We start from the raw sequence: 22,323 nt of genomic DNA, 5'->3' as shown, positions 1-22,323 counted from the left end.
TATGTTACTATAAATTATGTTCTCCTATCCTTCTGTACTCAATCTTTTGACATACACCCTTTTTCAATGTGATAATTATATTGCGCTCACTCCTATTTCTTCTTGCGCGCTACGAATGCTCCATTTTGAAATGCCAATAACACCGTTTCAAACATTTCATCTTCTTCTATCATTTTTTTAAACTCGGCTAATTCATTTGCATGAGAGGTTGCGTTATCAACAACAAGAAAACCCTTTGGTTGTAAAATGCGTTTTATATGCTCAAGCCACCACATGTATTGCGTACGCTCTGAATCTAGGAAAATAAAATCAAATGAATGATCTAATTGCGCATCTAAAAATGCCCCTGCTTCTTGATTATGAACATCAATCCTTTGTAAAAGGTTTGCCTTTTCAAAATTGACAAGTGCCTCTCCAACTCGTTCTGAAGAAAGCTCTACAGTTGTTACATTTCCATTTGTTTCTTCTACCGCATTAGCTAACCACAATGTAGAATAGCCATTAGAAGTTCCGATTTCTAAAATGTTTTTTGCGCTACACCCTTTTACTAAAATTGATAAAAATTGCCCCATCTCACGAGTAATATTCCGTAATTTTTCTTCCCGTGTTTTTTTATTTCGATCATGCTCTTCTCCATATTGTTCAAGTTGAAATAATAATGAATCTAACGTATCCATTTTTTTCATCGCCTTTCCAAAGCAATATGATGAAAAAGCTCTTGCTGCCCGTCTACTTTCATTATATGCGAAACAAAGACCTTTTTCCTATTATATGACAAAGATTTGAATTTTTTTATAGCATATTGTTTCGTTTTTTGGTAAAGTTAATTTCTACGTGCAATTATTCCATTTATATTATTTCATATTAAAATTGCAGTTATTAAATTATATAAACCCCATTTAAATGAATCGGTATTTCAAATTCAATTAAGCGCCCTTTTCGGACGCATTTTCTTTGTCTATATATTTCCAGAAGAAAGGATGCTTACAAATGAACGTGATTAGCTTAGATGCTGCTAGAAAACGAAAGCAGCATAAAAAATTAATGATTACTATACCGATTATTACACGTATTTATGAAGAAGACGGGGAAATTAAATTTGAGGTAGCTGGCGAAAAAGATGTACCTCTTGAAATGTTAGAAAAATAATAAAAAACGCATTTCTGAAGAAATGCGCTTTTTTATATTTTTACATTTAAATGCATAAGTTTTTCAGGGTTAACCATCATATAAATATTTGAAATTTTCTCATCCTCAAATACAAACGAAAGAACATAAGTTACTTTATTATTTATTGTAACTATAACTCCTGGTATACCATTGACCATTTTGAAATCAACAGTGTACTCTTCTGTCAATCGTTGTGCAATCCCAAAGAACAAACGTATAATTCGATCCGCAGAATAAATCGGGTTAATCGCAGTCGTAACTTTACCACCACCATCAGCTTTGAGTATAGCATCTGTTTTTAATACTTCTAACATACCTTCCGCATCCCCACACTGTAATGATGATACAAACTTTTCAACATAAGAAGCCATTTTCTCCGTGCTTAATTTTGATTGCTTCGGTTTCTCCAACATGCTTTTTCGTGCACGTTGAAAGATCTTCCTGCAGTTTACACTACTCTTATCAACAATTGAAGCTATTTCTTCGTATTCATAACTGAAAACTTCTCTTAATATGAAAACAATCCTTTCTACCTCAGATAATTGTTGTAAAAGTAATAAATATGCGGTGGAAAGGGATTCTTTCATTATAAATGACTTTGATGGCTCATCACTCTCTTCTACAATTGGCTCTGGCAACCACATCCCTACATACACGTTACGTTTATGCGCTGCCGATCGTAATTTATCAATTGAACGATTTGTCGCCATCTTACATAAATATGCTTTCATATTTTCTATAGATTGAGGATCTTCTATATTATTTAGCGAGATAAATACATCCTGAACGATATCCTCAGCATCCATAACACTCCCAAGGATTCTGTATGCTAACGAAAATAATAATGGTTGATACGCTTCATATAACTGCTCCGTTTCCATGATGAACTGCCTCACTTTCATATTGCTTTAAAATGTATAATGCTGCACGCTTCCCGCTTGCTACCGCAGCATCAGCTAATACTTCATCATGCCCTACCCAATCTCCTGCAACATAAACACCTGGCATTTCAGGTATATTAGGGCCCGCTTTTTCAACACGGTCAATATGAGGAAAATCATGTACTACTGTTATTTTCGGTAAATATTGCTGTGCAACAACTTCTCTTTTCCAATTTGGATGTAACAACTCCATCGTACTTTCCAACTGTTCTTTATCATCACGAATATGATTCATCTCGAGTACAGGATTATAGTACTTAATTAGACTCACTACAATTGATCCATCTTCACTTAATTTAGCTGCTCTCGATTGATTTGTGAAAAATATAGGTTGATCTAATCCTAATACAAATTGATGTGTAGGATTGGGTAATTGTCTCAAGCCAATATCTAATGCAGCAACAGTAACCGGTACAGATTGTTCACTCCATCTATGCAAACTTGTTCCTTCTGCACCTTTTATTATTTTACAAGCTTCTTTCGGCGGAGTCGTCACGATGACTGCGCCTACTTCAAAAACCTCATCATCAACACAATGTATTCTTTGTTTACCTTCGGAATGCTCAATTTCCACAACATGCTTTTTAGCCAAAAACTGCACCCCGATATCATTCGCTATAGCTCTTAATTTTGTTATTATCGTCTCCCAACCACCATCTACATAAAGCACTCCCTCTTTTATAGAAAGCTGTATTTGCTTTAGTACAGATGATGCTAATTGTATTGTAGGAGCAAACGTATATGTTGTTGTTCGGCATAGCGCATAAAATATATTGCGAACCATTGGATCTTTTATTTCATTTTCTGCCCATGTAGTTAGACTCATTTTCGGAACTTCTCCTACATCTAAATTTCCTAAACGAATCATAAGACGTGAGAATTGTACTTTTGCAGACCAAGAAAGTAGTGGTGTTGATAAAATTGAGTAAAAATCTGTTGGGATAGTGAATATATCCCCTTTCCATATTCCATGTGCTTTTGTAGATGGTATTCCACCTGGAAGAGTCATACCAAGCTCATTAAAAGTTATAAACGCTGCCCCGCCTCTATATAAAGCATGTGCACCAAGATTCATGCAGATTCCATTTTTATTTGTAGTCATCCCTCGGCCACCGAATTGACTGGACTTTTCTAATACAATCACTTTCCTTCCAGCTTTCGCTAAATATATAGATGCTGTTAATCCAGCAAGCCCACCGCCAACAATTGCTATATCAAATGTATTCATAATAAAATCCCTCCTTAATCGTTCTACATACAAGACGAACGATTAAGGAGGGATGTGACATAAAAATAAATTTTTATTATCCTACTTTATTTCATTACTTTTTAATTCGATCATATTGCATACGAAATAACTCAATTGCAAATGGAATATCCTCTTCACTCTTTAAATAATAACTGATCCATCCTGATTCAGGTAATACGTGATGTGGTTTTACCAAGCCTTGCTTCACTAATTCATCTCGCTTTAACTTCGGAAATGGTAAATCAGCTAATTTATCACCATGAAGATGGCCAAGTTCTTTCTTGCCATAATTTATTTCAATACCACCAAATCGATGCGGTTTTTCAGAAACACCCGCCCAGCTGAGTACTTCATTTCTAATCATTTCACTAAATGACATGAACATTCACTCCTTATAAATGATTGATGTAATTTTAAATTAACATTTTCATTACTTTTTTCCATCAATCCAAAGTATGAATGGGAATACGAATATAGTTTGGTCTTAACACCTTATTCTTTATGGAATAAGTGAATTTATTAAGCTACCGACAACAGCACAAAACAAAGACTAGACACATATCCTAATTTTGTAACCTAACTTACCTATAGAAAGGCGGGTAATACAATTGACTGCCAACATCGACTATACCTCCCCCTCAACCAATTTTACTTATGATGTAAATAAAAGTAATTTTTTTCGGAAAGATGCCCAAAATTATATAAATGTACTTGGTATTAAACAATTAAATACTTTAGAAAATACTTCTTTATTAGATATTTATTTAAGTACAGGAAATGTTGTAGAACCACATATTCATCAAAATGCAGCTGAACTTGTTTATTGTATTTCAGGGGCTGCTGTTGTTTCTTTACTTAATCCATTTACGAATCAAATATTAAACTTACCGATAAAACCCGGGCAAGTTGCCAACATTCCACAAGCGTGGTGGCATTATGAAATTGCTACAGCAAATAATACTCATTTATTAGCTATTTTCAATGCTCCAGCGCCAGAAGTTATTTTCGGTTCTGATATTTTAAGATTAACTCCTGCTCATATGATGGCACATACTTACTGCCTCAATGAACAACAATGGAAACAAGCGGTTTCCCCTATTCAATCAACTACTGTAATTGGTCCTCCGTCAAACTGCAATCAAAACCGTGAAATGAAAAATTATCCAACCCAGCCCCTCGCTCAACAACATAATCCGCATCACCAAGATTCTTATTACTTCCCTCTTTACTGGGGCTATTAATTTGTAAATTTTCAAAAGAATCATCATTTATCTCCTAGGAAAATACCAAGGAGATTTTTTTATTGTATCTTCTCTTCCTATTAAAAATAGTAACAATTGATAGTGGACATACATATAATATTTATATATTAAATTGGAGGTGATAGTACTATGAGTAATTATAACTATCGAAAAAACTACTCTTATAATAAAAATAGTAGCTCTTCAGCATCCTCTCAATCTTCCAATTCTCAATCTTCCAATTCCCAATCGCAAAGAGACTTAGCGGAGCAAGGCTATGTAAAGAAAAAAGGATGTAACTGTAATAAAAATAAATAGTTTATCTTATGGATGAATTCTTTTTTAAAAGAATTCATCTTTTTTTACTGATTGGAAATTTTTAAAGTTACATAACTTATTACTTAAATGAGAAAGGGTAAATTATACTTTTTTATACGAACTTAACAAAGAGTAATTGTTCAATTAATTTATTACTTATTTTCCTAAAAAATATAGTCCTTCCTAAATTTATTAGGAAGGACTATATACAAACCCCTGTTTAATTTCCTACTAAACATTGTAACAAATTAAACGATATTAATACCTGCACTTACAAATCCAGCAACTGCAGCTATTGGACTTGCTGCTGTTAATGAAACATATAACAGTATTTTATCCCCAGCTGCTACTGGAATAGCTTCAGGTATGATTCCTGATGCTGTAGAACCAATCGCTATTGCGGCAAATGCTGGTGTTAATAATAGAGGTGCACCTTGTACTGTAAACGTATTGCTTGCTGCAGGTGCAGTTAATATTTGTATTTGCACTTGAACAGGTGATAATGGAGATAATGCTGCTGTTGCACTAAAGAAACCTGCTAATGACGTAATAGTTCCTGCGCGTGGTGCTACAAATGCATAATCACCTACACCTAATGCTAATGTGATACTTGTTCCACCCGTTAACGCTATACCAGGCTGACTAAATCCAAATCCGAGAAGAGTTCCTGTATTAGCTACTAACGCATTAACTAATGCTGCTGGTGTTGTACCTGAAGCAAACGGAATAATAGCTCCGCCACCAGTTGCACCTGTTGCTCCTGTTAAGCCTGTTGCACCAGTTAAACCTGTTGCCCCCGTTGGACCTGTTGCTCCTGTTGGACCTGTTGCTCCTGTTGCTCCTGTTGCTCCTGTTGCTCCTGTTAGGCCTGTTGCTCCTGTTACTCCTGATGGACCTGTTGCTCCTGTTGCTCCTGTTGGGCCTGTTGCTCCCGTTGGACCTGTTAATCCTGTTGCTCCTGTTGCTCCTGTTACTCCTGCTCCTGTTGCTCCCGTTGCTCCTGTTGCTCCCGTTGCTCCTGTTGCTCCCGTTGCTCCTGTTGCTCCCGTTGCTCCGCCTCCTGGACCTGTTGGACCTGTTGGACCTGTTGGGCCGCCTCCTGGAGTAGCACCAATTAATTGAGTTAATAAGTTTAATAAAAGTTGTAAACTTGCAGGGTCAATAATTAAAGAGAAGAAGAATGGTGCAAGAGCACTGTAGAATTGTTGTAATAAAGAAAGTAATTGACTTAGATTTGGGTTAGGAGATTGTAGTAAATTAATAATACTTTGAATTAATTGTTTTAAGAAATTCCCTTCTGGAGAAGGTGCTAATTCATTTAGTAAGTTCAATAGTTGAGTAAACAAATTGAGTAAAGCTAATCTGTTTGCATCACTTGGATTTGCAAAAAACGCTGCAATAGCCGAAATTAAAGAGTTTAGTAAAGTAATTAATCTACCTAATTGCTCACTAGTAATCGGAACTGTTTGTGGATTGTTACAACACTCTGGAGTGAAAACAATCGGATTATTGCAGTGGTTATGACCGAAACAATTATTACTTGTCATTTATGTCCTCCTTACTTGTTTTATATTTGAGTTTTTCCTATTATAAGGATCATAAAGTTGTAAAAGAGTATGTGTTATATATTGACTTAAAATAGGAAACATGAAATATAATTAAACTTGCAAACGCTATTTAATTATGTTCATGACTCACATATTAATTATATGTTTTTAATAATTGACTGCTTAGATTAAATACCTAAACTTAAGAGTTTATTTTATTTTTCCACGTTTATCTCTTAGGTTCAAAGACACATTTTAATTTGAATACAAAAACCGAATTTACGATTTACATATATTCCGCAAGTAACAACATCATTTTTTCATATACATAAAGAACACTTCTTTACTAAAATTGGGCTCCCCTTTTAAAGGGGAAGCCGTTTCTATTATAAAAAACTCTCATACAATATAGTGGACAAGTTATTTTATACTTCGTTCTAATAAAATATTGTAAGGAGTGAAAATTAATTGCCTATCATTCAACCATTTATGGCATCTAGAAGATTTACATCTACACTAGGAGCCGGCACAGGTACAGGTGCGGCTTTTGCAATTGCTGCCACAGCTTGTTTAAACGATGCGGGTACTACTGCAACCGCTTTTCCGACTTTCACGTATTACAACTTATATGTGAACGGTATTCTTCAACCAAGCGTGAACTCCAGTGTTACTACTGGTCCTACTGGTGCTATTACAATTCCTGGTGGGGATGCATTAGACGGCGGAATTCCAATTACAATTGAATTTATCGTCACTTAATGTTACCGAATGTAATTCAGAACAAAAAAGACAGATTCCTTTTCACATTAAGAATCTGTCTTTTTTAATTAATAATAATAAATTGTAAAATAATTGAAGAACCTTGCGATGGTGGTTGGTTATCCAATAAAGTTAGTTTACCAGTACTAACTTCATAGAATGGTTGTGGTTGCAGAATTCCATTGATAAACAAATTTACATATGAAACCTCAGTAGGTGATAGTATATTCGTTGTACCATATTGAGCTATGCCATCTGCATCTGTATATATAAGTTTCTCTCCATCTGAAAACGTGTAATATAGCAAATTAGTTGTTGTTATAGGGCCAATCCCCCCAGTAGGACCTGTTGTTCCTGTTGCTCCCGTTACTCCTGTCGCTCCTGTTGCTCCCGTTACTCCTGTCGCTCCTGTTGCTCCCGTTACTCCCGTTACTCCCGTTGTTCCTGTTGATCCCGTTGCTCCCGTTACTCCCGTTACTCCCGTTACTCCCGTTATTCCTGTTATTCCTGTTGCTCCCGTTACACCCGTTGCTCCTGTTACTCCCGTTGCTCCCGTTGGTCCTGTTGCTCCCGTTTCTCCTGTTGCTCCTGTTGCTCCCGTTGGTCCTGTTGCTCCCGTTGGTCCTGTTGCTCCCGTTACTCCCGTTGGTCCTGTTACTCCCGTTTCTCCTGTTGCTCCTGTTGCTCCCGTTTCTCCTGTTGGAATATATATTGGTGGAAGAGCTGAAAATGTAGGTCCAATATTCTCAGGTTCTATCTTACCTTTATTTATTGATAATTTATCATTCCGCTTCAATTTAATTCCTCATTCCACATATTTTTAATTAACTTACATAAGTATGAGTCTATTATTAAGAAATGCTTTCATAACTATTCTTTTTTCTTTCCAAATGATTCATACAGTTATTAAACATTTTACCGTTGCTATAACTCCTATTAATATAATAAAATGATAGTCCCATTCCAAAAACACGAAACTTATTGCATTCTCATTTAAAAATGAGGTAATTTATACTCAAGATAAAAATGAAAAAAGAATAGAAAAACTAGTATCAACGACTCTTGAAATTATTCTTCCATACAGACTTACTGAACCTACCAGAAATACTGGGTCAATAGTTACAACAAACTCTATGTTCGCTAATAATAAATTAGGTGATCCCATCACTGTGATATTAGGCGGAACTAATATTCCTCTTTCTAATAACCAAAGCCTCGGTAATTTTACAGTTAACGCCTCAAACGATATATTTACAATTCCTGTAACCAGAAGATATCATTTAACCTATCAAGTTAATACGACAACTGCTCTACTCGCTGGAACAAAACTACTATTAAACGCTTCTACTCCACTTCCTGGTTCTATTTTTTCTCCCGCTATATCAACTTCAAATTATAACAATAATTTAATTGCCGATACTACAATTTCACTTCAATTATTCGGCGTATTATACATCGTTAATTTGGTTGGAGGTGGTTCAACAGGTGCCTCTCTAACAATTATACGAATCGATTTAAAAATGATTCATTCTTTTTCTAATAAACATTATTAAATACTAAGTCTGTCATGATAAGAACCTCCCAATTATTTCATAAAAGTGGTGGCGCATTAAAGAACAAATTGCACTATATTCATAGTAGAAACTATCTATACTAAATTTTCCGTATATATATTATCAATTTACACTGACTTCCACCGATGTTACATTAAATATGAAGACAGTTTCTTTTTTACGAACCATCTCAATACGTATTTGAGAAACGTACTCCAATCCTATACGCGAGAGCAATACTATGTTGACACTCAGATGAGTGTCTTTTTTTGTGAGTAATAAAAAATAAAAACCATCTCTTAAAGATGGTTTTATCTTTTGTTACTATAAATGTAAACTTATGCAGTTGGATAATAAATGGTCATGCTTAATCGAGTCAAAGATTCCCCTAAATTATAATAAGAGTGTGATCTATCGGCCTTAAAACGAATTGAATCTCCACTATTTAATGTATATTGACAGTTATTCACTTCTACTGTCAATTCACCTTCAAATACCGTAATAAATTCTTCTGCGCCTTCTTTATGCCCTTCTGAACTTAATTTCCCTTCTGTTTCTATTTCTACTGTATACATTTCAAAATGTCTATCATCTTGAAAAGGAAAAGAAGGATACACTTTATATTTTCCATTGTCTTCAGACAATGCTTGAATATCTTTTCTTAAAATCACTTTCGTATCAGGCTGAGGATTGTTGATTAAAGAGGTAAAAGAAACTTTCAAGCCATTTGCAATTTTCCATATTGTTGTTAGTGTCGGGCTTGATTCTCCTCTTTCAATTTGTCCAATCATCGTTTTACTCACACCTGTTAATTGGGAAACTTTTTCCAAACTTAATTTTTCTTTTTCTCTTATAGTTTTTAAATTTTTCGCTAGTATAAGTTGAATTTCTTCCATAAAAAACACTCCCACACTATATACAATATAACGACTGTTATGTATAATAAAAAGCACACGTTATATTGTTCTTTTCGGTCATTATAACATACAAAAATAATTAGGGGGGGTCAAATGCCTATATTTTCTTTTTTGTTATTTGTATTTATAAGTAGCTTCACACCTGGTCCTAACAATTTCTTAGCTATGACATACGCAAATCAACATGGATTAAAGAGAAGCATAAACTTTTGCTTCGGAGTAGCTTTTGGTTTTTTCATCCTCACTTCTTTATGTAGTTTCTTTAATGTTGTACTACTTAATATCTTACCCATAATCGAATTCCCTTTAAAAATTTTAGGTGTAGCGTATATGTTATATTTAGCTATTAAAATACTTACTAGTAAAAGCAGTACGAATCCCGTTGAAAAAGATAATAAAAACTTATTCACTGTGGGGATTTCTCTTCAATTCGTTAATCCTAAAGGGATATTATTCGGACTGACTGTAGTATCGACTTTCATACTCCCCTACTACAATTCATATTCAAGTTTTCTGCTTTTCTCATTATTTCTAGGTATAGTCGGTTTACTAAGTACATTTAGTTGGAGTTTATTTGGTTCAATATTCCAAAAAATATTAGTAAAACATAACCAATTATTCAACATCATTATGGCTGTTTTATTAGTTTTCAGTGCTGTTTCAATCGTTATACACTAATTCGATGCTCATTTTAGATTTTGTACTTTTTAATACCACTCTTTATCAATCAGACTACTTTATATACTAATCCATCCACATACCCTATGTGGTTTAAAGCTTTTAAGAGGAAACCTTCTAACAATAGGTTTCCTTCCATATCATATTAAATAAGAAACAGGTTAAATACGGAGGTGATTTTGATTAAGACTACTTTAATTTCTCATTTTTACAATGAAGAATATTTACTTCCATGGTGGTTAATGCACCATACAAAGCTATTTGATCATGGCATTCTTATTAATCGTGGATCCACTGATCGTTCAGTTGAAATCTGTAAAACATTCGCTCCTAATTGGGAAATACGAAACTCAAAATCACTCGAATTTGATGCTTATTTAGTTGATCAAGAAGTTATGGAAATTGAAAGAGAAATTACAGGATGGAAAATGGTATTGAATACGACAGAATTCCTGTGCTGTTATAATAAAGAACAATTTTTCAAATCACTTAGCACTATGGGTGGCAATATGTTTTCAATAAGAATGATTATGATGATTGACGAACCGACTCATGGCTACACTAATCCAAGATATAGCTCTCCGCTTGTTAAACAACGTTATCACGGCATAATAATTCAACCTAATCCAAACCAACTATATCTTAACGGTAGATTAATTCACAATAATTCGCACGGGAACTATAGAGTCGGGAGACATGGTTCGCATTATCCTTATAGCATTTACATGGAACCTGCTTTTATTTTTAAATTTTTTTATAGTCCATGGAACGATGCAATGAAAAAACGAAAATTACAAATTGGGCCGACTCTTTCTCAACATAGTGTACAGCGTGGACTAGGTTCTCATCACTTAACAACAATTGAAAAATTAGAAACAAAATACAAATTCTATGCAACTTTAACTACGGACCTCCGGTTATTCCCAGAATACCAAATTATATTTCCTGACCTTTATCCTTAATGTCATGAATATTTAGTTTCCACATCCATCCGTTTTTTATTAACATATCAACTCCAACTAAATATTTTTCTCTAGTAGAAATCTGAGCTAGGACTCTTGCTGCGCGCAAATTCCTCTTATTTAATGTCGTATCACCAGCCTATAATCTTTCATACCATTTCATTGAGTACCTGATGTTGGATTAGAAATAAAAAATGGCAATTCATTTGGAAAATTTTCAATTTCAGATTATATACCTTCTAAAACAAAGTATTCAAACAATAGAACCTAAACTAATGTCTTAAGTTATGGCTTTATTTTTTTCTTATCATTCACTTTAAAATCTTTTTATAATAATATTGAAAAATACAGTATAATGTAAATTACTGTTCTTTGGGAGGGTTATAATGTCTGATAAGCATAAAATTTTCATTCTTATTGTTACCGCATCTTTTTCTTTCTTTTCCTTAATAAAAGATTTCCGCAACACTTCAAAAAGTTTCTTTTGGGGTAGTTTTGTAATTCTTACAAGCTTCATAATACTTTTAACACTCGCTTTAGATTTAACTCAAATACTCCTATATTCAGCGCAAATTACGCTTGAAATTATTACAATACCACATAAACTCTTTCTACCATCTGTCACTGAAGCCGCTATTATTTGCTAACAAAGTATTTTAATTTTCTTATGCATGCCAAAATATATTTTGGTAAATTTGACACACATTTATATCAAAAAAGCATATTTTATTGTATGGTGACTATCTAATAATACAAATTTTAAATTTTTATAAGATCCTTTTATTTTTAATTAAAAATTTACAACATTCTAAAACAGTATGCACATAATATCCTCAATTCCCTTTTTCAACATGAAACTTGTCTCAGAGCGCCTTTAAAAGCGCTCTTTATCTTTATAAAGGTTTTATTAAAATTTAGGTTAAAAATTAATACCCTATAGTCATGATAGCTATTTACTGTTTCCAAAATAAGTTGCATTAATAATATAGAAATGAAATACCTATAAAAATTATTACTTTACTATTTCTTTAAACATGCTAGTGAGGTGATTTCGATAGATTATCAAAACAAAGATATGTTCATTAACTTTTCACTTTTAGATATTAACCGTATTATTCTCCCACATTCTCCTACTGGGGCTACCGGCTCTACCGGACCTACTGGAGCTACCGGTTCCACTGGACCTACTGGGGCTACTGGCTCTACTGGAGCTACCGGACCTACTGGTTCCACTGGGACTACCGGGGCTACTGGCTCTACCGGTTCCACTGGACTTACTGGCTCCACTGGGACTACTGGGGCTACTGGCTCTACTGGAGCTACTGGTTCCACTGGTTCCACTGGTTCCACTGGTTCCACTGGACCTACTGGGACTACCGGTTCCACTGGACTTACTGGCTCTACCGGGACTACCGGGGCTACTGGAGCTACCGGGGCTACTGGAGCTACCGGGACTACCGGTTCCACTGGACCTACTGGGACTACCGGTTCCACTGGACCTACTGGGACTACCGGTTCCACTGGACCTACTGGGACTACCGGTTCCACTGGACTTACTGGCTCTACTGGGGCTACTGGCTCTACCGGACCTACTGGACCTACCGGTTCCACTGGGACTACTGGGACTACCGGGGCTACTGGAGCTACCGGACCTACTGGAGCTACCGGGGCTACTGGAGCTACCGGTTCCACTGGACCTACTGGTTCCACTGGGACTACTGGAGCTACCGGACCTACTGGCTCTACCGGTTCCACTGGACTTACTGGCTCCACTGGGACTACCGGGGCTACTGGGGCTACTGGGGCTACTGGGGCTACTGGGGCTACTGGGGCTACTGGGGCTACTGGGGCTACTGGCTCTACCGGGGCTACCGGTTCCACTGGACTTACTGGCTCTACTGGGGCTACTGGCTCTACCGGACCTACTGGACCTACCGGTTCCACTGGGACTACTGGGACTACCGGGGCTACTGGAGCTACCGGACCTACTGGACCTACCGGTTCCACTGGACCTACTGGACCTACTGGTTCCACTGGGGCTACTGGAGCTACTGGGACTACTGGGACTACTGGGACTACTGGGACTACTGGGACTACTGGACCTACCGGTTCCACTGGACTTACTGGCTCCACTGGGACTACCGGGGCTACTGGTTCCACTGGATCTACCGGGGCTACTGGACCTACTGGACCTACTGGACCTACTGGACCTACCGGTTCCACTGGACCTACTGGACCTACCGGTTCCACTGGACCTACTGGACCTACCGGTTCCACTGGACCTACTGGACCTACCGGTTCCACTGGACCTACTGGACCTACCGGTTCCACTGGACCTACTGGACCTACCGGTTCCACTGGACCTACTGGACCTACCGGTTCCACTGGACCTACTGGACCTACCGGTTCCACTGGACCTACTGGACCTACCGGTTCCACTGGACCTACTGGACCTACCGGTTCCACTGGACCTACTGGACCTACCGGTTCCACTGGACCTACTGGACCTACCGGTTCCACTGGACCTACTGGACCTACCGGTTCCACTGGACCTACTGGACCTACCGGTTCCACTGGACCTACTGGACCTACCGGTTCCACTGGACTTACTGGCTCCACTGGGACTACCGGGGCTACTGGGGCTACTGGGGCTACTGGAGCTACCGGGGCTACCGGTTCCACTGGATCTACTGGCTCCATTGGTTTCACTGGTTCCATCGGGCCTACTGGCTTCACCGGTTCCACCGGGCCTACTGGCTTCACTGGTTCCACCGGGCCTACTGGTTCTACTGGCTCCACTGGGCCTACCGGGGCGGCTAGTGTAGGATTAACAAACTATCTATATGTTTTTGATACTACTAACCAATCAATTGCAGTAGGAAGTAGTGTTACTTTTAACACAAATGGACCTATAACAGGAACTGCCCTTAGCCACATCACAGGTACTGGAAACATTATAATTAATACACTAGGAACATATGTAGCAGAGTTTCAATTACAAGCTTCTCGCGAAAACCAATTCTCCCTCCAACTAAATGGTACACCAATTTCAGGTGGACGTTTTGGTACGGGGTCACCACATACAATAAATCAAGGTACTGCTGCTTTTACCGTAACAGTTGTTCCTTCAACATTGACTTTAATAAATAACACCTCTTCAGCAGGTACTATCACTCTCTCAAATAGTGATGGTGGCTCTTTAACAAATGTATCTGCAAGTATAAGTATTTTTCAGGTCGGATAATTAATTTGGTTAGAAAAGTAATTCATAAAGTTTACAAATAAAAAAATGAGGCTTCTCTTTTCTAGAGAAACCTCATTTTTTTTATTAAATTTTAAACTGACTCGTATACAGATCAAAATAAAACCCTCTATCTTCCATAAGAGACTCATGATTCCCTCTTTCTAAAATTCTTCCATCCTTTATAACAAGGATTTGATCTGCTTTTTCAATTGTTTTAAGTCGGTGAGCGATCACAAAACTTGTGCGACCTCTCATTAAATTATTTAGCCCTGCTTGTATTTGTAATTCTGTTCTTGTGTCAATATTAGATGTCGCTTCATCGAGAATTAATATATCTGCATCTGCTAAAATTGCTCGTGCAATCGCAAGAAGTTGTTTTTGTCCTTGACTTAAATTCGATCCTTCTGAAGCAATTTCTGTTTCATATTGATTTGGCAAATGCTTAATAAAAGAATGTGCAGATGCTGCCTTAGCTGCAGTGATAACTTCTTCATCAGTAGCATCTAAGCGTCCATAACGGATATTATCCATAATCGAACCAGCAAATAAATACGTATCCTGTAAAACTACTCCTATTTTACTTCGTAAAGAATTAATATCATAATCTTTTATATCTTTTCCATCAATATGAATTTGTCCTTGCTGTATATCGTAAAAGCGAGTTAACAAATTAATGATTGTTGTTTTCCCTGATCCAGTCGGACCAACTAAAGCAATTGTCTCTCCTGGCTGCGCTTTAAGACTCACTTCTTTTAAAATCGTTTTATTCTCTGCATAGCCAAATGAAACATTCTCAAGTGCAACATGCCCTTGTAAATTTTGTACAACAAATGCGTCTTTTTTATTTTGAATTTCTGGTACCTCATCCATAATCTCAAAAACACGTTCTCCACCAGCAACTGCCGCTTGAATTGTATTCATTAAAGTCGCAAATTGACTTAACGGTCTTGAGAATTGACGAGAATAATTAATAAAAGCCGCAATAACACCTACTGTTGTCATTCCGTTTAAGACCATAACTGATCCAGTCCCAATGACAAGCCCCATACCTAAGTTATTAATAAAGTTCATACTTGGAAAAATAAAAGCTGAAAATGTATCAGCCTTCGTAGCTGAAACTCTTAGCTGTTCATTAATTTTATTGAAATTTTGTACAGTTTCTTTTTCTTTTCCATACAACGTCGTAACATCCGCACCTGTAATTGCTTCCTCAATAAATCCATTTAATTCACCTAAATCTTTTTGACGCTTCGCAAAGTTTTTACCACTATATGCAACTAGTTTTTTTGTAACGTAAAACATAATAGGTACTGTAATTAAAGTTACAATTGCTAAAATCCAATTTAAGGCGAACATCGCAATCGTTACACCTATAAAAGTTAGCGCTGATGAAATAATTTGTACAACACTTTGTGTCAAAGCTTGGTTCAAATTATCTATATCATTTGTCACACGGCTCATTAAATCACCTTGAGAACGCACATCAAAGAACCGTAAAGAAAGCGTTTGGATTTTCTCAAAAATATCTTGTCGTATTTTTTGAATTGTTTTTAATGCAACGTTAATCATGACAAATGTTTGTAACCATGTTAAAAGTACAGTTACACCGTAAATCGCGATAAGTAACATACACATTCTTGCTGTACCACTTAAATCTTTCGGTACAATATATTGATCTATAATGACTCCCATAAAATAGGGACCTAATAATCCAAGTAAAGTAGTAACAACGACTAGAAATATAACAAACATTAGAGCAGCTTTTTGATAGCCCATATAGTTCCATATCCGCATTACAGTTCCTTGGGCATTTTTAGCTTTTCCCATCTTTGGTGTGTTTCGTCCACCTTTATTAGCAAATTGCCCTTGAAAATTACGCATGTTCTTCCCCACCTTCTTTATGCAAATTACCACCTTGGGAAAGATAAATTTCCTGATAAACCTCACTTCGTTCTAACAATTGTTCATGTGTACCATTGCCAACTAATTCACCATTATCTAATACAAGTATTTTATCCGCATCCATTATGGAAGAAATTTTGGACGCGATTAATAAAGTCGTTGTGCCTTTATATTTTGTTTTTAAAGCTGTTTGAATAGTAGCCTCTGATTTTGCATCAACTGCTGATGTAGAATCATCTAATATGAGAATCGGTGGTTTTCTCACAAGTGCCCTTGCAATTGATACACGTTGTTTTTGTCCACCTGATAGATTTGTCGCACCTTGTGTTAAATTATATTGATAAGATTCTTCCAGCTTATTGATAAACTCAGTCGCACAAGCTGATGCAGCTGCTACTTCCAGCTCATCATGTGTTGCATTTTCTTTACCATAACGTAAATTCTCTTCTATACTACCTGAGAACAACAAAGCCTTCTGAGGTACAAACCCTATTGAAGCACGGAGTTTTTGCAAATCATATGTCTTAACATCTATTCCATCTATACATATTTCACCTTGATCCACATCATATAGACGTGGTAACAGTTTCGCTAAGGTAGATTTACCACTTCCAGTTGATCCAATAATCCCTACTTTTTCACCTTTTTGTATGCTAAACGAAATATCTTTTAAAACGTATTCATTATTTTTCGTATAGCTATAACTAACATTTTTAAATTCGATATTCCCCTCGATTTTCTCAGGTTCGATTGCATTAGCTGCGCTTATAATATTAACCTCGGTATTTAACACTTGCTGTACACGATCCGCAGATGGAAAAGCTCGCGCAATTTGAATAAATACCATGCTAATCGACATAAGTGACATTAAAATGATATTCAAGTAATTAATAAATGCCAAAATCGCTCCTACTTGAAGCGTTCCATTGAATACTTTTTCTCCACCAATCCATAATGTTGCGACAATCCCGCCACTTACAACTAGCATAATGATTGGCATCATTAAAGAAATAAGTTGTACAGCTCGAATATTTATCTTCGTTAAATTTGTATTTACACTTCCAAATTGAGCGATTTCATATTTTTGTCTTACATACGCTTTTATAACACGTACACCAGATAAATTTTCTTGTAACTTTGTATTCACTTTGTCCAATGCCTCTTGCACCTTTTTAAATGTACCACTTGCTTTGCTTGCAATTAAAATAATCGCAAGTAATAAAATCGGAACAACTACAAGTAATATTGGAAATAACTCTCTTGCTGTTACAAAAACAATAATTATACTTCCCATAAATAACAGCGGACCACGAACGAGAACACGTAATGTCATTGTCATTGCTGATTGAATGGAAGTGATATCATTCGTCACGATCGTTAATAATTTACCTGTTCCAAATGAATCACGATTATTACTAGAAAATGTTTCTATTTTCGCAAACACATCTTTTCGTATGTCAGTAGCGAAATTAACAGCTGCTTTTGTAGAATACATCATACACCCAAGCCCTCCAACTAAACCGAGTGCTGCTGCTCCTATCATAAGAAGCCCCATTTTTATTACATAATTTAAATCCCGATTTGCAATCCCAACATCAATGATATGTTGCATAATAGTCGGTTGAATTAAGTCCATCGCAACCTCAAGTACCATAAATAGCGGTCCAATAATAGCGAAGAACATGTATGGTTTTAAATACTGTAATAACTTACGAAATGATTTCATACATAATCTCCTTTTCCCATGAAATTACCACTGAATAATTCATATCCCTTCTTATTTAATTGATATTTTTTGTAATTTCTTCATTACTTTTATTATATTATGCAAATTAATATTTAACATTATTAAATGATAAGTATTAATGACTTTCTGGTCAATAAATGTGCTTTATATTATGTAAATACAAAAACCGCATTCTTAATGAAAAGAATACGGTTTTTTCATCTATATTTCTTCAATTGTAAAATTTAAAAACTCAGTCTCAAATCCCTTATTTTTAGAAGGACTACACGTGTAAAAACCTATTTTAATAGGCTCATTCCCTATATCCTCCATTAAATGAGCGATTCTTATTTGTTCCCATTGATGGCTCTTTTTCACATATATTGTATAATCACCGCGTTTTCGAATAATTCGAAAACGAAGTTGTTGCTTAGCTGCTTCAGTTGGATAATCTTGCGTTGACCAGTCAGAATATCCATTATTCGTTACGACAGCTCCTAAATGAGAAGGGCCATCTGGAATATACTCTAATGAAGTTTTCAACCAACACTTTTCCGAAATCATAACAAAAAGACCTGCTTGATCGTATTTTGAATTTGGATTCATACACAATTGTACTTCAGCTTGAAAGTCTGTCATCATTTCATTATAAAATACATGACCATTCATGACTTCAAAACCATAATGTGTTTTAAGCCAAAAATCTGTTTCTGCTTTCGAACGGACAATAAACGCCTGCTTGTCATTAATTTTATAATATTCAGGGACATTCATTATAGTGAGCTGCTCAACATGTTTAGGTATATATGATATATTCATAGTTCCTCCATAATAAAACCTTTATACAAATATTTAAAACTCCGCTAATACTGGGAATTTATAACCTTTAAAATCTAACTCTTTATCACTTCGAACCATTAAATACTTGCTAGACTGTAATTCTGTAAACTGTACATCCTCAACCCCTAATTGATCCGGTGAAAAATAAAATTCGATTTCCGTAAACCTTTCATTGATTTCTCCACATAATTCATCTAAAACCGGAAGTACTGGCGCAAATACTCCAAATAATTTCAACTTTTCATTGTCTACTTCATAAACGATTAAAGCATCTAGTTTCTCTGAATAATACAATTTCTCATTCCATTCCGAATCATACATATTCAAATAAAATGAAGGATGGAAGTTTAAAGTTGAAAAACTATTTGAAAGTCTTTGGCTACTATCAATCGTTTCATGTATTAACTGTCTATTCTCTATATTATAGAAATCTAACTTTTTAAGTAGTGAATGGTTATTATTAATATTTTTATCATATGGTATAGTCATCAAATATTCCTGCACAATTTTAAATCCAAATGCTGTATATAGTTCAGGTTTTTCCGTAAACAATAATGCACATTCACATTTCTTATCAATTTCTTCTATCATTTTACTCATTAATTGTGTCATTAGCCCTTGTCTACGGAAATTAGGGTGTGTCATTACTGATTGAATACCCGCCGCATTTATTTTTTCACCATTAATTAATAATGGGAGTGAAAATGCCGCAACATTTGCAATCACTTTATCTTCTTGTAAAAATGATAAAGCTTTATATGTATCATCCCAATATCCTTTATCCGAAAAATCATTCAATGTTTGAGTTGTAATTCCAAACACTTCTTCAAATAAAGGAAATAACTGCTCCCTTTTCGGTTCTTCTATTAGAAGACTTGCCAATTTTTCAACATTCCCCATGTTGTACCTCCAAATGTTAAATTCCATTAAATTAGATATACTTATATGACCTACTCTTAAAAATAGAGGTCTTACCAATCAATATACTATCATAAAACATAAAAAAAAAGTCTAATTAATTTTATGTTTCGACTATTTGAAAATAAGTCGAATAAAAAAATATTAAGATTTTCGGATATTAATTAGTTTATTTTATAAAAATAGCGCTTTCTAATTAGCTTTTACTAATAGAAATACACTATTTATAATAAAATATTTTTATTCTTTTATCCCTTCAAGTCTTTCCTTCGTATTAATTTCTTCTCCACTTATACGCTTTTCAAAAGACTTTCTCCAACTATTTGAAAGTGCATTTACTTCTAATATCCTTTTTACCCCTTCAATATTTTGTTTTTCCTTATGCATAATACGGTTAGCGAATGCTACTGAAACACCTTTTGGATCAGACTGTAGTCTTTTTAAGGTGTCGACTGATGATACCCATCCTTCTTTTAATACACGAAAATAAAATCCTGTATATCCTGTTTCTTGAAAATATAGTGGTAACTTTGGAATATTATATTTTTTTGCTAATTTAAAACAAGGTTGCCTTGGTTGTGTTACCTGTACGATTGCCTGTCCTAGCTCAAATGTATCACCAATACAAACATCCTCTTCGCTCATACCACTAACTGTTATATTTTCTCCAAAAGCCCCATATACAAGATCTTGATTCAATTCTTTTTCCCAGTATGGATAGTGATCACCAGTATAAACACAAACTGCTTTATCTACTCCTCCATGATGAACTAAGTCAGCTTGTCCATCCCCATTAAATTTTACAAAGGATAAATATACCGGTTCCTTTACTTGTTTCTTATTTATGCCTGTATGAACTACCTTTCCACCGTATGTAACCTCTTTTGGTAATCCTATATTTAAAGATAATAATTGATATTCATTAGCCATTCTATTTCCTCCTTTAAAGGTGTTACATGTATTTTCTCTCAATTAATTTTTACAACCCTCTCTGCTATATAAAGATGATTATAAAACCTTTAAAATCATTGTTCAATTCAATTATTTATATAATAATGATAGGTATAACCTATTATTATACTTGAGGTGATTCCAATCGAATTACGACAACTTGAATACTTTTTAGCTGTTTCAAAAGAATTACATTTCACAAAAGCAGCTGAGAAATTAAATATTTCACAGCCTTCTCTAAGTCAACAAATACGTGCATTAGAGCATGAAGTAGGAATGCCACTTTTCGATCGAATTGGTAAAAAAATATCTTTAACTGAAGCAGGGAAGATTTTATTATCACATAGTAAAACCATTTTTCATGAAGTCGAACAAGCTCGTTCAGCTATTCAAGACCTAAACGGATTACAGCAAGGTTCCTTAACAATAGGGGCTTTGTTAACCGTCCTAAATTATTTACTACCACTAACTATTTTAAATTTCAATAATTTATATCCCAATATAGAGCTTTCTGTATTAGGGCTTCGCACAGGAGATATTCGTGAAAAATTATTACGAAACGAACTAGATATTGGAATTACATTTCTCCCGGTGCAAGATAAAGAGATTATCTCTATCCCTCTATACAAAAGCGATCTTACATTAGTCGTGCCAACTGGTCATCGATTAGCTGAACGTAATCATGTATCTATTGCTGAATTACAAAACTACCCTTTAATTCTTTTACCTAAAAATTTCTTTTTAACCGAACTAATTACATCTCATTGTCAAAAATTCAACTTTAAACCAAGACCAATTTTAGAAATTAGCACGATGGAATCTTTAATCCAAATGGTTTCCAAAGGAATGGGAATTACAGTGTTACCCAAACCATATATAGACTTTTTACAAAATAAAAACATTCAAGCTATTAAAATAGAAAACCCTACTCCAACAATTGAAATAGGGCTAATTTATAGAAAAGATAAATATATGTGTGCTGCAACTCGAGAATTTATTGAGCAACTAAAAAGTACAGTACGTTCTTTCCAAAACTAAACAAAAGAGATTATCCTATGAAACCGTTTCACAACGATCTAGTAGAATAATCTCTTTTCAAAACAAAGTAAACATTATATTAAACTCTTATAGATTTTAATGTACCTTTTTAGATATTGGAATATATTTAGTAAAATATGCACCAACTAGCAATAATGCAATTGAAAATAACCAAGTAAAAGCACCGCCAAAGTGAAACCAATATGCAAACATATTTAAAATTGCGAGTGAAAAGAAGCAAATAGAAGTTAACGCACTTTTCAATCCTTTTATCCCAGATTTTTTTCTCTTTTGATAAGCAATATACATCGCAATAACAAGAAAAAAGATAAGAACAAATGGTAACATAACTTTTAGCATTGGTAATCC

At 35.2% G+C, this 22,323-nt stretch carries 22 protein-coding genes and 2 pseudogenes; 11 read left to right on the top strand and 13 right to left on the bottom strand.

Going from position 1 to position 22,323, the window contains the following annotated elements; translation table 11 throughout:
• Positions 1-92: 92 nt before the first annotated feature.
• The gene (locus BHV55_RS12050) at positions 93-686 is read right to left on the bottom strand and encodes an O-methyltransferase (RefSeq protein WP_002005067.1); all 594 of its coding nucleotides are present in this window, start codon (positions 684-686) and stop codon (positions 93-95) included.
• Between the two features lie 304 nt (positions 687-990).
• Between BHV55_RS12050 and BHV55_RS12045 the strand changes: the two genes are divergently transcribed.
• Positions 991-1,149 carry a hypothetical protein gene (locus BHV55_RS12045; RefSeq protein ID WP_001100984.1) on the top strand — a complete coding sequence of 53 codons (159 nt, stop codon included), beginning with the start codon at positions 991-993 and terminating at the stop codon, positions 1,147-1,149.
• A gap of 32 nt (positions 1,150-1,181) precedes the next feature.
• Here the strand turns inward: BHV55_RS12045 and BHV55_RS12040 are convergent, their stop codons facing one another.
• The 3 genes from BHV55_RS12040 to BHV55_RS12030 all read right to left on the bottom strand — a co-directional run bounded on the left by BHV55_RS12040 (position 1,182) and on the right by BHV55_RS12030 (position 3,739).
• Entirely contained in the window at positions 1,182-2,051 is an 870-nt protein-coding gene (locus BHV55_RS12040) for a sigma-70 family RNA polymerase sigma factor (protein ID WP_000447144.1), read from the bottom strand.
• Positions 2,029-3,339 (bottom strand): phytoene desaturase family protein, encoded by a 1,311-nt coding sequence (locus tag BHV55_RS12035; RefSeq protein WP_061113326.1) that lies wholly within the window; start codon positions 3,337-3,339, stop codon positions 2,029-2,031. The genes BHV55_RS12040 and BHV55_RS12035 overlap by 23 nt, the downstream gene beginning before the upstream one ends.
• Positions 3,340-3,433: 94 nt before the next feature.
• Positions 3,434-3,739: a luciferase domain-containing protein gene (locus BHV55_RS12030; RefSeq protein ID WP_000010319.1), complete on the bottom strand. Its 306-nt coding sequence runs from the start codon at positions 3,737-3,739 to the stop codon at positions 3,434-3,436.
• Positions 3,740-3,968: 229 nt separating this feature from the next.
• Here BHV55_RS12030 and BHV55_RS12025 point away from each other — a divergent pair, with 229 nt between their 5' ends.
• Together BHV55_RS12025 and BHV55_RS12020 are read left to right on the top strand one after the other, a co-directional pair.
• Entirely contained in the window at positions 3,969-4,601 is a 633-nt protein-coding gene (locus tag BHV55_RS12025) for a cupin domain-containing protein (RefSeq protein ID WP_048568162.1), read from the top strand.
• Positions 4,602-4,751: 150 nt separating this feature from the next.
• Positions 4,752-4,919: a hypothetical protein gene (locus BHV55_RS12020; RefSeq protein WP_002094006.1), complete on the top strand. Its 168-nt coding sequence runs from the start codon at positions 4,752-4,754 to the stop codon at positions 4,917-4,919.
• Between the two features lie 248 nt (positions 4,920-5,167).
• On the opposite strand, the gene BHV55_RS12015 is transcribed toward BHV55_RS12020, so the two are convergent.
• Positions 5,168-6,466 carry an exosporium glycoprotein BclB-related protein gene (locus tag BHV55_RS12015; protein ID WP_070758091.1) on the bottom strand — a complete coding sequence of 433 codons (1,299 nt, stop codon included), beginning with the start codon at positions 6,464-6,466 and terminating at the stop codon, positions 5,168-5,170.
• A 468-nt stretch (positions 6,467-6,934) separates the two neighbouring features.
• Between BHV55_RS12015 and BHV55_RS12010 the strand changes: the two genes are divergently transcribed.
• Complete coding sequence (locus BHV55_RS12010; protein WP_001121647.1) at positions 6,935-7,225, top strand: DUF4183 domain-containing protein; 291 nt, start codon at positions 6,935-6,937, stop codon at positions 7,223-7,225.
• 64 nt (positions 7,226-7,289) lie between these two features.
• Here BHV55_RS12010 and BHV55_RS12005 read toward each other — a convergent pair whose 3' ends face one another.
• Entirely contained in the window at positions 7,290-8,021 is a 732-nt protein-coding gene (locus tag BHV55_RS12005; RefSeq protein ID WP_070758089.1) for a DUF4183 domain-containing protein, read from the bottom strand.
• A 184-nt stretch (positions 8,022-8,205) separates the two neighbouring features.
• Between BHV55_RS12005 and BHV55_RS12000 the strand changes: the two genes are divergently transcribed.
• Complete coding sequence (locus BHV55_RS12000; protein WP_070758087.1) at positions 8,206-8,778, top strand: BclA C-terminal domain-containing protein; 573 nt, start codon at positions 8,206-8,208, stop codon at positions 8,776-8,778.
• 338 nt (positions 8,779-9,116) lie between these two features.
• Here the strand turns inward: BHV55_RS12000 and BHV55_RS11995 are convergent, their stop codons facing one another.
• A complete protein-coding gene (locus BHV55_RS11995) occupies positions 9,117-9,731 on the bottom strand; it encodes a helix-turn-helix domain-containing protein (protein WP_100240153.1) in 615 nt (204 codons plus the stop codon).
• Between the two features lie 57 nt (positions 9,732-9,788).
• Between BHV55_RS11995 and BHV55_RS11990 the strand changes: the two genes are divergently transcribed.
• The 5 genes and pseudogenes from BHV55_RS11990 to BHV55_RS27880 all read left to right on the top strand — a co-directional run.
• A complete protein-coding gene (locus BHV55_RS11990) occupies positions 9,789-10,373 on the top strand; it encodes a LysE family translocator (protein ID WP_001121281.1) in 585 nt (194 codons plus the stop codon).
• A gap of 179 nt (positions 10,374-10,552) precedes the next feature.
• Positions 10,553-11,335, top strand: coding sequence for a glycosyltransferase family 2 protein (locus tag BHV55_RS11985; RefSeq protein ID WP_000598285.1), 783 nt, complete (start codon positions 10,553-10,555; stop codon positions 11,333-11,335).
• Between the two features lie 386 nt (positions 11,336-11,721).
• Complete coding sequence (locus tag BHV55_RS11980; protein WP_070758085.1) at positions 11,722-11,982, top strand: hypothetical protein; 261 nt, start codon at positions 11,722-11,724, stop codon at positions 11,980-11,982.
• A gap of 428 nt (positions 11,983-12,410) precedes the next feature.
• Positions 12,411-12,944: pseudogene (locus BHV55_RS27885) on the top strand (collagen-like protein); the annotation flags it as partial.
• Between the two features lie 681 nt (positions 12,945-13,625).
• Positions 13,626-14,579 (top strand): annotated as a pseudogene (locus BHV55_RS27880) (collagen-like domain-containing protein); the annotation flags it as partial.
• Between the two features lie 84 nt (positions 14,580-14,663).
• On the opposite strand, the gene BHV55_RS11970 reads toward BHV55_RS27880, so the two are convergent.
• From BHV55_RS11970 to BHV55_RS11950, 5 genes are all read right to left on the bottom strand, one after another.
• Positions 14,664-16,460, bottom strand: a complete 1,797-nt coding sequence (locus tag BHV55_RS11970; protein ID WP_001243556.1) for an ABC transporter ATP-binding protein — start codon at positions 16,458-16,460, stop codon at positions 14,664-14,666.
• On the bottom strand, positions 16,453-18,207 hold the full coding sequence (locus tag BHV55_RS11965; protein WP_048568008.1) for an ABC transporter ATP-binding protein: 1,755 nt from the start codon (positions 18,205-18,207) through the stop codon (positions 16,453-16,455). The genes BHV55_RS11970 and BHV55_RS11965 overlap by 8 nt, the downstream gene beginning before the upstream one ends.
• A 222-nt stretch (positions 18,208-18,429) precedes the next feature.
• Positions 18,430-19,026 carry a DUF1349 domain-containing protein gene (locus BHV55_RS11960; protein ID WP_001027686.1) on the bottom strand — a complete coding sequence of 199 codons (597 nt, stop codon included), beginning with the start codon at positions 19,024-19,026 and terminating at the stop codon, positions 18,430-18,432.
• A 33-nt stretch (positions 19,027-19,059) separates the two neighbouring features.
• Positions 19,060-19,947, bottom strand: coding sequence for a GNAT family N-acetyltransferase (locus BHV55_RS11955; protein ID WP_048568007.1), 888 nt, complete (start codon positions 19,945-19,947; stop codon positions 19,060-19,062).
• A 258-nt stretch (positions 19,948-20,205) separates the two neighbouring features.
• Complete coding sequence (locus BHV55_RS11950; RefSeq protein WP_001263003.1) at positions 20,206-20,895, bottom strand: MOSC domain-containing protein; 690 nt, start codon at positions 20,893-20,895, stop codon at positions 20,206-20,208.
• 156 nt (positions 20,896-21,051) lie between these two features.
• On the opposite strand from BHV55_RS11950, the gene BHV55_RS11945 reads away from it, so the two are divergent.
• Complete coding sequence (locus BHV55_RS11945; protein ID WP_000612234.1) at positions 21,052-21,954, top strand: LysR family transcriptional regulator; 903 nt, start codon at positions 21,052-21,054, stop codon at positions 21,952-21,954.
• A 96-nt stretch (positions 21,955-22,050) separates the two neighbouring features.
• On the opposite strand, the gene BHV55_RS11940 is transcribed toward BHV55_RS11945, so the two are convergent.
• Positions 22,051-22,314 carry a hypothetical protein gene (locus BHV55_RS11940; RefSeq protein WP_000921857.1) on the bottom strand — a complete coding sequence of 88 codons (264 nt, stop codon included), beginning with the start codon at positions 22,312-22,314 and terminating at the stop codon, positions 22,051-22,053.
• Between the last annotated feature and the right edge of the window lie 9 nt (positions 22,315-22,323).

The sequence above is a fragment of the Bacillus sp. RZ2MS9 genome (assembly GCF_001816185.2).
GTDB lineage: Bacteria > Bacillota > Bacilli > Bacillales > Bacillaceae_G > Bacillus_A > Bacillus_A cereus.
The sequence above is the reverse complement of the archived record's forward strand: the minus strand, read 5'-3'. Positions and strand labels throughout refer to the sequence as shown.